At 53.5% G+C, this 13212-nt stretch carries 9 protein-coding genes; 2 read left to right on the top strand and 7 right to left on the bottom strand.

Annotation, left to right across the window (positions count from 1 at the left end; genetic code table 11):
* Positions 1 to 5 precede the first annotated feature (5 nt).
* On the top strand, positions 6 to 467 hold the full coding sequence (locus tag WC859_09245) for a hydrogenase 3 maturation endopeptidase HyCI (protein MFA5976330.1): 462 nt from the start codon (positions 6 to 8) through the stop codon (positions 465 to 467).
* Complete coding sequence (locus WC859_09240) at positions 460 to 702, top strand: hydrogenase maturation nickel metallochaperone HypA (GenBank protein MFA5976329.1); 243 nt, start codon at positions 460 to 462, stop codon at positions 700 to 702. The genes WC859_09245 and WC859_09240 overlap by 8 nt, the downstream gene beginning before the upstream one ends.
* A gap of 426 nt (positions 703 to 1128) precedes the next feature.
* Here the strand turns inward: WC859_09240 and WC859_09235 are convergent, their stop codons facing one another.
* From WC859_09235 to WC859_09205, 7 genes are all read right to left on the bottom strand, one after another.
* Positions 1129 to 3045, bottom strand: coding sequence for a choice-of-anchor Q domain-containing protein (locus tag WC859_09235; GenBank protein ID MFA5976328.1), 1917 nt, complete (start codon positions 3043 to 3045; stop codon positions 1129 to 1131).
* A 37-nt stretch (positions 3046 to 3082) separates the two neighbouring features.
* Positions 3083 to 5062, bottom strand: a complete 1980-nt coding sequence (locus WC859_09230) for a T9SS type A sorting domain-containing protein (protein MFA5976327.1) — start codon at positions 5060 to 5062, stop codon at positions 3083 to 3085.
* Positions 5063 to 5198: 136 nt separating this feature from the next.
* Complete coding sequence (locus WC859_09225; GenBank protein MFA5976326.1) at positions 5199 to 6266, bottom strand: PorV/PorQ family protein; 1068 nt, start codon at positions 6264 to 6266, stop codon at positions 5199 to 5201.
* Between the two features lie 238 nt (positions 6267 to 6504).
* Positions 6505 to 6891: a T9SS type A sorting domain-containing protein gene (locus tag WC859_09220; GenBank protein ID MFA5976325.1), complete on the bottom strand. Its 387-nt coding sequence runs from the start codon at positions 6889 to 6891 to the stop codon at positions 6505 to 6507.
* A gap of 24 nt (positions 6892 to 6915) precedes the next feature.
* On the bottom strand, positions 6916 to 7995 hold the full coding sequence (locus WC859_09215) for a PorV/PorQ family protein (protein ID MFA5976324.1): 1080 nt from the start codon (positions 7993 to 7995) through the stop codon (positions 6916 to 6918).
* A 214-nt stretch (positions 7996 to 8209) separates the two neighbouring features.
* The gene (locus WC859_09210; protein MFA5976323.1) at positions 8210 to 12445 is read right to left on the bottom strand and encodes a T9SS type A sorting domain-containing protein; all 4236 of its coding nucleotides are present in this window, start codon (positions 12443 to 12445) and stop codon (positions 8210 to 8212) included.
* Positions 12446 to 12881: 436 nt separating this feature from the next.
* A partial coding sequence (locus tag WC859_09205; protein ID MFA5976322.1) for a T9SS type A sorting domain-containing protein occupies positions 12882 to 13212 on the bottom strand: 331 nt, incomplete at its 5' end.

The raw sequence follows: 13212 nt of genomic DNA, 5'->3' as shown, positions 1-13212 counted from the left end.
ATCTTATGGAAATTCCCTGGACGTCCGTTCTGAAAGGAAAGGTCGTTTTGCTCGGCATCGGGAACATTCTGCGCGGCGATGACGGCTTCGGCCCGTACCTGATGGCACGGCTCGAGGGCCGGGTCGGCGCCATCTGTATCGATGCCGGAACAGCTCCTGAAAATTACCTCGGCCGCATCAGTCGGGAAAATCCCGACACGGTTCTTTTGGCCGATGCCGTTCATCTGGACCTGTCGCCAGGTCACTATGCGCTTTTAAAAAAAGAGGACATCGTGAGGAGCGGTTTGACCACCCATACGCTATCGCCCCATTTATTCATGGAATGTCTGCAATCGCGCACCACGGCGACTATTTATTTATTGGGTGTCCAGCCGCAAACCACGGCTTTCTGCGAAGAACTATCCGAACCCATGCAGAAGGCGATCACGCAACTGGCGGCGGACATTCAAGAGGCCCTTCATGCATGAAACCCATCTCATCGAGCCGCTGATCAAAGGCATCGCCGAGCACGCGCGCCAGGAAGGCGCCACCTCCGTTCGCAAAGTGAGGCTCAAAATCGGGCAGTTCATGGGAATCCAGGAGAATTCCTTCCGGGAGACGTTTGCCGTGCTGGCCAAGGGAACCCTGCTGGAGGGCGCCGAGCTCGAAATCACGTTTTTCCCGCCCTCTCGCATCGAAGTCCTGTCTTTTGATGTGGAATAAACGCATCGCATCAAACCGCTCAGCGGTTTTCTGCGCTCGCTGGATTTCCTGAGCGGCGAACAGCTCCCTCGTGTTGGCTAACCGTTTATGAGTTGTGAGGATCAGCCGAAGAATCTTCCTGGTATTCCAAGCAGGTACAACCTTCTCGCTGGCAGAAACCCTGGAAGGGGTGATGGTCAGTGCGGTGGTGGCCGCAAACACAAAAGTTTTCCATACATTGAGGATCACGGATGAATGTTACGGCACGATAGAGGCGAGGTAAACTTACGATGTCAATTCAGATGTCCGAAACGAGCTGTTTTTACAGCTCGTTTCGCTATTTTATAATCACCAGTTTCCCGCGGGTTTTCCCGCCACTGCGGCCCAGGCGGACTTCGTGCGTGGCCGAAGTGGCGGTCCGCCAGCGCCGTAATGGCGGATGCCCTATCACCGAATGACCACTACCTTGCCACGCACTCGCTGCCCCTGGTTGTTGGTAATCACGTAAAGATAAATCCCGCTGGCCACCTTGTCTCCGGAGTCGTTCTTCAGGTCCCAGATCACCGAACCTGAAGGGGCGTCGAGCGAACGAATGTGTCGGCCGCTGGTGGTAAAGATCTTGACCGTGCTGCCAGTCGTCATCTGGTCAAAGGTGATGCCCGTGGCGACACGATCGCCTCGCCAGGGATTAGGGTACACCCGAATGGTGTTCGAGATAGCCGATTCGGGTAAGGGAGGAGGCGGCGGATTGCCTCCGGGTGGCGGCGGGGGTGTGTAGCCGGAATTATATTCATAAGGTCCGATGTCATAGGCCGGACCCTGCGGGCGAAGAAGACCATCATAGTCCATGGAAACGATTGAATTGACCAGTGAAGAACCTGCGTCCATGGCTGGACTATCGGATTGGAGATGAAAATCCTTCGTAGGAAAATTATAAAAATGCGGGTCGGAATTTAAAGCGGATGTATCCCAGACGGGCGGCGCCCCATTGCCACACCAAAGATTGTTGCTGCTGGATACGGGGTCAATACTTCCAGGAACCAGGTACTGCGCATAAGTTGTGCCGTTTGAATAAAAAATATTATTCCGTATATAAACACTTCCATCCAGAATACTCAAAAGGCCGGAATCTGATTCGTGAGGGCTGTACCCACTGTCATAAACCAGATTATTGTAGAGATAGACGGATGCGTTCCGATTGCTGCTTATCAGTATGCCAGCATAAGACGTTTGACCGTCGAGGAAGTCCGGCCCTTTTGCGGTGTTGTAAATAATATTGTTGTAAACATTAAAAACGCCCTGCGTGTTTTGATTGATATTAATTCCATTTCCTCTTAAGTTATAAATGACATTATCATGAATGGACGCGTTTTCGATGTAACCCTCTCCTGAGAAAAACTGGATTCCTCTATTGGCCGTTGAATCTCTTATCGTATTCCAGCCGATTTCGAAATCTGAAGCAACTGTGCCAACCTCATTATTGTCGATATAAATGTTGTGATATAACTTCTGGGGCTCGGATTTGCCGATATTGTAAAGTTCATTTCCCAGTATTCTTAATCCGCTGCCATTTCCTTCAATCGCCGCGCTGGCTCCATCTCCACTTGGCGCGGTAAGGGTATTCCCGATGATTCTCCATCCATAGCCACCCGGAAGAACCGAGCCGTTTGAGGTCAAATGAAACTGCGAGATCACCCAATATTTGCCAAGATAGCCGCCTGCTCCGCCGGTCACCCAAAGACCAATACCTCTTTCAAGCGAAGGGCTCCCGATGTTAACCGTAGCCCCTGGATACGCTATTAATGCTTTTGGATTAGCGGCTGTTCCATGAGAACCCAAATTGACCGCTGCATTGTCAGTGTCCTCTGTTGTCTGACTTACGCCATTTTCCACATAAACAATATCGCCGGGGATTATTGTGTTCTTGGCATGAATAATAGTTCTCCAGGGATTCTCATGGCTTCCAATGTTGCTGTTACTGCCGTCCGTGCTGACAAAATAAATATTTCCGCTTCTGACGGTAAAAGGAAGAAAATTGGATGATCCATTTGAATTGGTGACAACGATATTCCCGGTCTGTGCGCTGACGCCGAGCTGGAATGATATTTTCGTGTCAGTCCAAATGGGATAATTACTTGCGGGTCCTCCACCGACGGCAACATAACCTGTTCCCCTGGTTGCCCCGAAACCTTTACCCCAAATCGTTACGAATGCGCCTCCGTTATTTTGCCCACCTGTATTAGGCCCGGAGGTCAGATCGGAGTAGAAAAGAGCGGGTGGCGCTGCAAAGCTCAATGAACACAAGGAGATAACTAATGCAGCAATTGAAAAAGAGGTTCTGTCGATCACATTCAACCTGTTCAAAAGCATGTCCTCCGGGTAAATAGCTCTTCAATAATCACTACTTTATGATCACCAGTTTGCCTTTGGTTTTCTGCCCCTGGTTATTGGTGATTACGTAAAGGTAAATCCCGCTGGCCACCTTGTCACCGGAATCATTCTTTAAATCCCATCCGGCCGATCCGGCGGACGTGTCCAGCGTTCGGATCCAATGTCCGGACAGTGTGTAAAGCTTGAGGGTGCTATTGGCCGTCAGGTTGTCGAAGGTCACGGGAAGTCCCTGATGGCGGTCGCTCCGCCAGGGGTTGGGGTACGCTCGAATACTGCTCAGCGGTGTCGTTTCGGCGAGGGGGAGAGGAAGCGGGGTATCCCCGGGCGGCGGTGCCGGCGGAGGCGGCACGTAGCCGACGTTGTACTCGTAAGCGCCGATGGCAAACTGGCCGTTGGACGCCTGAGGCCTAGGCACGCCGTCAAAATCGGCTGTTAATCCGCCGATGGTGACTCCAGCACCGATGGCGGGACTTAGGCTCTGCAGGTGGAAGTCATATCCGGCTTCGTTAATGAATGACGGATCAGAATTCAGCTGTCCGCTTGCCCACGAAGGAGGAGCACCATTTCCGTAAAAAAGGTTGTTTGAAGCAACGATGGTCGGGCTGAAACTGACATCCGAATACGCCTTGGTATTGGCTGTATAGAAGATATTATTTCTGACGTAGAACGTATTGGTGCGGGAAAAATCTATCAGTGCGGTCAAATATTCAGTCCCGGCGGTATAAATCGTATTGTTATAAAAATTGACAGTTCCTGGGGATTGGGACTGTAATCTTACCGGGAATCCGACATAGGAACCGGTGCTGGTAATATCAAAAATGACGTTGTTGTAACAATTCGCTGAAATGACTCTGTCGGCAAAATTTATGCCGCCTCTGCCGTGATTATCGTGAACCCTGTTATCGTGCACGCTGACATTCGTAAAATCATCGTAATCGGAAAAGCCACCCGCATGAAACTGAATATTGTATCCGGGATAACCGCTATCCGAAGCCATTAGATCGAACGTGTCGCACCAGGCTATTTCGTAGTTATCACCGCCTGCGGTCATGTAAACCAGATGATCCAGCGATGTCCAGCTTCTCACGTGATGGACTTGGCAACCTAAGATCTTTACGTTATCGACAGGCCCGGCACCTCCTACACCGATCTGCGAAGCGCCGCCGCCGGCTTGAGCAGAAAGTAATTGATAATTCTTGATGTCCAAATTAACAAACCGGACATTCTTAACCCTGTAGGTTGCGTCATTGGCCACACCATTCCAGCCCACCATCCCATGGTTGTTGTTGTTCCCGTCCATAATCATATTGGCGAAAACAATATTGGAGTTCAGCGCAGCATAACTGGTGTCATTCACATAATTGGCGACGAGATTATCGCCTCGCCACGTTACCGTTTCTCCTGGATAGCCGACCAGGCAATACGGTGCGCCATCATCTGGCGCGCCGCTTCCCCAGGGGTAAGAACCGCTCACGTAGAAAATATAACCGCTGTTGCCGGCTCCTTCATCGGTATCGGTGTACGTCCCGCCTCGCACATAGCAGATGCCGCCTTTGGCGAGAGATTGACGGACTTTGGTGAGATGCCGCCAGGGGTCGCTGATACCGCCTCCTCCTGCGTCATTGCCGCTGGTGGAAACAAAAGAAATGTTGCACGCACGAATGCTAAAGGGGATCCCGTTTGATGTCCCATCAGCCGTGGTGACTGTGATGTTGCCGGTGTTGGGACCCGCCCCAAGCTGGAAACTGATTTTGGAATCTGACCAGACTGGATAATTATCGGCTTGCCCGCCGCCGATCGAGACGGAACTGGCCCCTCGGGTCGCGCCAAAGTTCTTGCCGAAGATCGTGACATAAGCCCCTTTGTTATTCTCGCCGCCGGTCTTCGGTCCTGAGACCAGATCAGAGTAAAAAATGACGGGCAAAGCCGCGAAAATAGGGCTGCTCCATGAACTCAAAAGGAGTGCAGCGATTAGGAGTCGTTGTTTCATAAGTTCCCACTGGTCACCGTGTCGACTGAATCATTATCCAAATTCCAGCGCTTCGTGCCAAAAAAACAAGCGCCTTGATCAGGCGCTTGTTTGAGACAATGTTTGGAAGAGGTCCATGGATCGGCACCCGCGACGTTTACTTTGCCGGGCGATTGAAGCTTTCGTTGAACAGTTCCTGCAGCTGGTTGTATTCTATTTCGTCCGCGCTGGCCGGTATCCCGTGGGGCCGTTTCACGGATTCGTATTTGATCAGGTTCCGTTTGGCTTTTTCCGCTTCGCCGAAGCGGAAAAGGAGCGAGAAATAGTGGGTGTTCCCAAGATCTCCGTAGGGAGACCAGGCATAGGCGAATTCCTGTCCCCAGACTTCAAGCCCCAGGCCGGTCGTTAGCCCGGCCAAAGCACCCAGCTCGCTGAGGGTATCCGTCTTGTAGCCCGCCCTCAGGCTGATCATCTGCATGGGGTGCCACTCCGCCCCCATATGCCAGCTCGCCAGGCCTGTCCGGGAATATTCAAGCTCGCCGATCAGTCCGAGGCGCGGCGAGTGGTCGTAGGCGGCGCCGAGGTGCAGCGCGGTGGGCAGCGGGTCACCCTCCGACAGGAACGTCAACTTCTTCCCAATATTTGTTACCGTGGCTGCGGCGGTCAGATTCTTGCGAATCTGGTATAAGGTTCCGAAGTCTACGGCGAAGGTGTTGGCGCTCACGTCAGCGAGATTGGCGTTAATCAGCTTGCCGGTAACCCCGAGAGACAGGCGGTTCGTGAGGGCCTGTCCGTAAGCGAGATTGTAAGAAGCATAGTGGCTGGAAAACGTGCCGGCGGAGGTCGCGTCCGGATTCATCGCATCCATATCCCCTGTTCCCAGATACTGGATTGAGGCGCCCAGGGAGCGGCCTTTGCGGAGGGGATAAACGACGCTTAGAAATTCGTAGTGGATAGATTCCAAGTAGGACAGGTGCTGGCCGGCGAGTTCCGGGCCTTCCAGGAAGCCGAGTCCGGCTGGATTCCAGACCGGGGCGTAGGCATCGGTTGCCAGAGCGCTGTAGGCGCCGCCAAGCGCCGCGGGGCGGGCCCCGACCGGAATGTCAAAAAATGAGGCGCCTTCTGTTCCGGAGGATGCAAAGGAGCGACCCGAAAGAGGGAAAACCAGTCCCAGGATTAACAAAAGCTCTGCAGAATGAAGCTGCCACCGCTTTTGAGTATACATGGTCGTCTACTCCCCTCCAGTTGAAGCATGCACCGCCTCCCGACACTAGAAGGATAAGGTCTGAATATTGCTAACAAATAGCAATTGTATTGCGGTTGTGTTAACTGGTTACTGTACCTAAATCGATCCACGTTAACATTTTGTTTCCTAACATGGATACACACTTCCGTCAATAGTATTATTAATTGGTGTTAACTCATGGAGGAAATAGTGAGAATTGTTTGTCCGTTTACCGAGCTTATTTTATGACAACCAGTTTGCCCTGCGATTTTTGCCCCTGGTCGTTCGTGATCACGTAAAGATAGATTCCGCTGGCGACCTTATCGCCGGCGTCGTTATCCAGGTTCCATTCAACCGAGGCGGTAGAGGTGTTTAGCGTCTTGATCCAGTGCCCGGACAGAGTGTAGAGCTTAACGGTGCTATTGGGGGGCAGGGAATCGAAGGTTACCGGATAACTCTTATGTTTGTCGCTGCGCCAGGGGTTCGGATACACCCGGAAGGTGTCTAAATCAGAAGCCTTCAAAGTGACATGCTCACTCGCGGCATTGGAGGGCAGGGGGAGTGATCCGGCGATCAGCGATACACCCAGCAGAAGCGCGACTGAAAAGCGTTTAGCGAGGTTCATTTTGGATCCTGGGTTCAGGGGCGGTTACCGTTTCTTCGCCATGTGGTCGAAGCCTTCGTTCAACAGCTCCTGCAACTGCTCGTATTCGAATTCGTCGGAGCTGATCGTTTTCGCGGTCCCGTGGGGCCGTTTCACTGACTGGTATTTGATCAGGTTCCGCTTCGCCTTTTCCGTTTCGCCGAAGCGCATCAACAGCGAGAAATAATGCGTGTTGCCCAGGTCCCCGTACGGCGACCAGGCATACGCGAATTCCTGTCCCCAGACTTGAATCCCCATGCCGGCCGTGAGTCCGGCCATGGTGCCCAGCTCTTTGAGCGTATCGGTCTTGTAGCCGGTGCGCAAGCTGATTGTCGGCAAGGGGCGCCACTCCGCGCCCATGTGCCAGGCGGCCAGGCCTGTGCGGGGGTAAACGAATTCGCCGGTCAGCCCCAGGCGCGAGATGGGATCGTAAGAAGCTCCCAGGTGCAGGGCCATCGGCAGTGGGTCACCGTCCGACAGGAAGGTCAGCCGGTTCCCGATATTGGTCAGTGTGGCGGCGGCGGTCAGGTTCTGGCGGACCTGGTATAAGGATCCGAAGTCTAAGGCATACGCATTGGCGCTCACATCCGCCAGTTTGGCGTTAATCATCTTGCCGGTGACCCCGAGAGAGAGGCGGTCGGTGAGGGTCTGACCATACGCGAGATTGTAAGAGGCGTAGTGGCTGGAGAAAGAACCAGCCGGGGTAGCATCGAGATTCGTGCCGTCCATATCGCCGGTGCCGAGATACTGGATCGAGGCGCCGAGCGAACGGCCTTTGTGGAGGGGATAAACGAAGCTCAGAAATTCATAGTGGATGGAGTCTATATAGGAAAGGTGCTGTCCGGCGAGTTCAGGGCCTTGCAGGAAGCCTAGGCCGGCGGGATTCCAGACCGGGGCGTAGGCATCGGAGGCCAGGGCGCTGTAGGAGCCGCCAAGAGCAGCGGGGCGGGCGCCGACCGGGATATCAAGGAATGAGGCGCCCTCAGTCCCGGAAGAGGCATAGGACGGACCCGAAAGGGGGAATACAAGTCCCAGGATTAACAAAAGCGTTATAGGATAAAGCCGGCCCCTCTTTTCAGTGTTCATCGTCTTCTGCCTCCCAGTGAAAGACTGGCAACTGCTTGCCATACTAGAAGGGTAATACTTGAATATTGCGAACAAATCGCGATTGTGTTTCGGTGGTGTTAACTTTTTGCAGTGTTTGAGTGGATTTTGGGGACCATTTAAAAGATCATGCGTAGATACGTTACCGTCTGAGGAAGTGTCAAGCCGTGTAAATATTGTGGAGTTATGAGCGGGATTATTTAATGACCACCAATTTCCCCCGGGTCTTTTGTCCCTGGTTGTTGGTGATCACATAAAGGTAGATCCCGCTGGCCACCTTGTCCCCGGCGTCGTTATCCAGGTTCCATTCCACCGAAGCGGTAGAAGTGGCCAGCGTCTTGACCCAGTGCCCGGACAACGTATAGATCTTCACGGTGCTGTTGGGGGGAAGTGTGTCGAAAGTCACTGGATGTCCCTGGTGTTTGTCTTTGCGCCAGGGATTCGGATATATCCGGATCGTGCTCAAATCAGACGCTTGCAAGGTGATGCGCGCGCTTGCCGTATTGGACTGTTGCGCTCCGTTCAGCGCCTGCACCGTCAGCTGATAGCGTCCCGGAGCCAGGTTCAAATCCAGCAGGTGCAGTTGTGGGCTGGTTGTCGGGACCGAGGCTTTGGCCAGGCTGGCATTCTTTCGAGGGGATGCTGTGGCGACAAGCGGGTTGATGGTCCAATTAAAACCCGTAGCGGCGGCGCTGTAGGTAAAGTTTAAGGTGTCGTTGGCCAAGAACGTCTTGCCATCGAGTCCCGAGAGATCCGGATCCGGCAGGGGGGATACCGGAGCCGGGTTGACGGCGATGGAACCATTGGCCATGTTCGTCAAGCTCTGGGTATCTGTCACAACCGCGCTCAAGCTGTAGCTACCGGTCGGAACACTCGACCAGGTGTAGTTTAGTAAACCGGAAGACGGGTTATTGAAGGTGGTCAGGACGGTGCTGCCGTTCAAAAGCTGGACCCGGCTCAAGGCAGCGGTGCCGGAAGTCACCCGGACCTGCCAGAGAACAGTAGCCGGGGCGGTGTAGGTGGCCCCAACAGCGGGGCTGATGAGCTGGATGGTGGGGGGGCTATTGAGACTCACCGTGACTTGAGCGGTGCCGCTGTGGCTGGATGCTGTAGCGGTGACGGTGTAAGGACCGCCGGCTGAAAAACCAGCCGTAAAGAGGCCAGAGCTGTTGATGCTGCCTCCGCCGGAGACGGTCCAAGTAAAGGTAGGTTGGGTGGTCAAAGCACGGCTGAACTGGTCTGAAGCTGTAGCACTAAAGGAACGAGTAGTATTGACGGCCACGGTGGCGCTCACAGGACTTACGGCAATACTGTTCACGGTGGCGCTGACGGTTACGCTTACGGAGGAAGTGACGCTCAAGCCGCCAGCATCCCGGATGGTGGCTTGAAAGGTGTAGGAGCCAGCGCGGGTAAAAGTCGCGGTGACGCTCTTGGCGGCATTGGTACCGTTACGGTTGTAGGTGACAGCGGCCGGAGGCGTGCCGGTGGTGGCCCAGGTGTAGGTGAGATTCGCTTCGCCGCCGTCATCGGCACCCAGGACGGAAAGAGTGGCGGTCGTTCCGGTGACCGGGCTTGGGGAAGCGGAAGCCGCGGTAGCGACGGTTGGAGCCGTGTTCGAGCTGCTTTCGCAGATGTTCGAAGGACATGGATTGCCCAAGTACTCCCATATATAGTGCGTCAAACCTTTTGAAATGAAGCCCCGGCTGCTGTTATTGGTTGTAGGTGTGTAGCCTGCCGGCGGATTCAACTGTTCAGAGAACACGGAAGCGATGGAATCCTCATACGGCCAGGGCCAAAGCGATTCGCCGGTAAGTTGGTTATATCCGGTTTCTCCCCAGCGTGTGCCAGAGACCCCGTAGCGATAAAGAATCGTGGCCCCTACGGTCGCTAAGTCTGACCGCGGGAGATAGTGGAGAGTCACATTATTTGTAATCGGATTTGATCCCGTGGCTTGTCCTGCCGGAAAGAAGGCGTTGCTAGTGATAGACGTCCAACCGTAATCGGTTCCGTCCGCCAGTGCGCCATTGGAATAAAACAGCGTTTGAGTGAGGTTTCGGGTCGTCCCGCTGTCCTCGTTGTAGTAGCCGAATGGAGCCGCTCCGATCGTACAGCGATTGATCGTGTAATACCCTCCTGCGGAAGCGTTGGCGCGAATCCCTGCCACTCCGGAACTATGGACATCATAGACCACCGCATGTTCGACGCTCGTGTCGAGAGCAGAAAGTTCACGAACGAACATCCCAGCGTAACCCACGTCTTCATTGAGAACAATGGTGCCTTGGAAATGGACGTTGGTCGCGTTCTTTGGGTTGTAGAAACCACCGTACTTTTCTTCGCCGCCGTTGCTGCTCGGCCGCTGACCATCCATAGCGATACAGTTTTGAAAGTAGGCATCCCGGGCATTATTCCCGGCGTTATTCCCGTAGAAGCAAAAAGTCGCTTTCGGTTGAGCGGTATTGGCAAAGTCCATGCGTCCCACACAGCGGCGAAAGATATTTCGTCCGGTGGCCGCATCCGCGCTGCCGGCAAAGAATCCATAACGGGCCGCCCCGACGCCTGCCGCATCTTCAACGAGGTTGTCATATCCGCCGAGCACATACCATCCGCCATAGGCATCTACATGAGAGCGTTTCACAATCGTGCGTGTGACTTTGTTGTTGTTGGATTCAATATCCACGACATAGGACGGCGATTCCTGATTGAGCATTTCGTAGATGAACCCATCGACGTGTACATATTGAGCCCGTTCGATCAAAACAGGGGCATCGTAGTAGTCGAGTCCCTGGGTCCACTTTAGACGGACCCCGAATGGGGATTCCGCTTGAATCGTCGTGAACTGTTGGACGGTGCCGCTGGGAATCACGGCGCTGGCGTGATCATTCACCAGCATCCCCGCCCGGTCCGTATAGGTGCCGTTTCGAACAATGAGTGTATTGCCGCCCTGCATCACGGTCAGGGCTTTACTGATGGTTGCGAAAGGCTGCGCTAGGGTCCCGGGGTTTGTGTCGTTCCCGTTCACGGCAACATAATAGGTTGTCGGCGAGGATCCTTGCTCGCAGATGCCGGCTGGGCAGGGGTTGCCCAAGTATTCCCAGATATATTTAGTTAAAGTCTGGCCATCAGCACAAAAACCTCTGGCACCATCCATGACAGGACTTCCCGTGTAGGCTGCTCCGGTATCTTTATGGAAAGCGCGGCAAGCGGTTCGGATGACCCCTTCGTTCGGAAACGGCCAAAGCGGATCAGTTGTTAATGAATTCCATCCCGTTTCACCATACAGAGTGCCATCCACACCCATTTTGTAAAGGATTTCGGCTCCGATCGGAGTCCCGCCTTGCCCGGCGGTTTTAAGAGCGTACCCTGTTTCGATCCGAGTCATATATTTAAGTCCATTTGCCAATGGGTTAATAGTTACATCATGACTACCCATTGCCGTGGCTATATCCCTTGTATTCCCATGGAAACAGTTATAGTCTTCAGCCGTCAGAATTCCGGAATTGTCCAAGGCATAGGAGCCACTTCCTAATGAATTAAACCCATAGAGGATTGAGTTGGTAAAGCGGGCATCTTGATTCTCATTCTGTATCGCCTGAGAGTAGCTACTGACTCCAAGCGTGCAATGAGTTGTTGTTACCGGTCCTGTGCCGTACTCGAAGGCAAGAACGATCGGAGAATAACCTCTTGCGGCTCCCTGATATTGAGTACCCCACACAACACAGTTTTGAAGAGAGATATTTGAGACAGGACTCTCTTCAAAATAAAAGCCCATCCCTTCCATGTTGAGAGCAATGCAGCCTTGATAGTCATAATGGTCGCCGCCATTGGCATTAAAAAACCCTTTTAAACCGTTGTAGGTGTAGGAAGGCTGGCTGGTGATATCCTTCCCGTCTATCGCGATACAGTTCTGCCAATATACATGGTCCACATCATACGCATTGAAACAGGAAATCGGTTCCGTCACATTTGAAAAATCCCACCGGACCAGGCATCGGCGAAAGACAATGTTTCTTGTCGTGCCATGACCCCCCACTTCAAATGCATATCTGCCACCACCGTAAGAGAAGCATTCTTCAAACAAGACATACGTCGAACCGATGCCGCCTTCCGCTACAAAAGAACTGCCGGGGCTGTTCCCTGTGCCCGCAATCCCATCGGATGAGCAGCGGATAATTTTAATGTGATCGGAATCGTGCACCCAGAAATGATTAACGCCTCCCGTAACATTTCGGACATTAAATCCCTGGATTTGAGCATAACTCACTCCATCAACAGTCGCTGGATACTGTTCGGATCCCGGTGTCCCCATGGTATTGTCAAGAGTGACTCCAAAATCCGTTTCGGCGAGAATTTTTGTGTAGGCGCCGGCCGAGCCATTGGGGATACCGTAAATTCTATTGCTTGCCCCCGTGTAAGTGCCGTCTTTTACGTACAAGGTGTCTCCCCCGGCCATAAGCTGAATCCCAGTCGAAATATATTTCTTTGCTGTAGACCAGGATAATCCATTGCCTGTATCATTCGGACGAAAGCCGTCCACATAAAAGGTGGCGGCCCGGAGGGAAGATGGGGCTAACTGAAAGGCGAACATCAAGAAGCAACAGGTTAAAGGGCGCAGAAAGTTGTAACTGTAGGGGCGCACCGCTGTGCGCCCGGATATTACATCGACAGAATGCATCGGCCTAAGGGCCGCATCATATGTAATGACGGTATCCGGATGGCGGGCGCACAGCGGTGCGCCCCTACAATTCTCATTGACTATCATTATTTTATGACCACCAATTTGCCGCGGGTTTTCCCGCCACTGAGGCCCAGACGGACTTCGTGCGTGGCCGAAGCGGCGGTCCGCCAGCGCCGTAATGGCGGATGCCCTATCACCGAATGACCACTACCTTGCCACGCACTCGCTGCCCCTGGTCGTTCGTGATTACGTAGAGATAAATTCCGCTGGCGACCTTGTCCCCGGCGTCGTTATCCAGATTCCATTCCGCCGAAGCGGTGGCGGTGTTCAGCGTCTTGATCCAGTGTCCGGAGAGCGTATAGAGCTTCACGGTGCTGTTGGGGGGCAGGGTATCGAAAGTCACTGGGTGTCCCTGGTGTTTGTCTTTGCGCCAGGGATTCGGATATATCCGGATCGTGCTCAGATCTGAAGCGAGAAGTGTGATGCGCGCGCTCGCGGTGTTGGACTGCTGGGCTCCATTCAGC

This window comes from Elusimicrobiota bacterium (assembly GCA_041660185.1).
GTDB lineage: Bacteria > Elusimicrobiota > Elusimicrobia > 2-01-FULL-59-12 > 2-01-FULL-59-12 > JBAZWU01.
The sequence above is the reverse complement of the archived record's forward strand: the minus strand, read 5'-3'. Positions and strand labels throughout refer to the sequence as shown.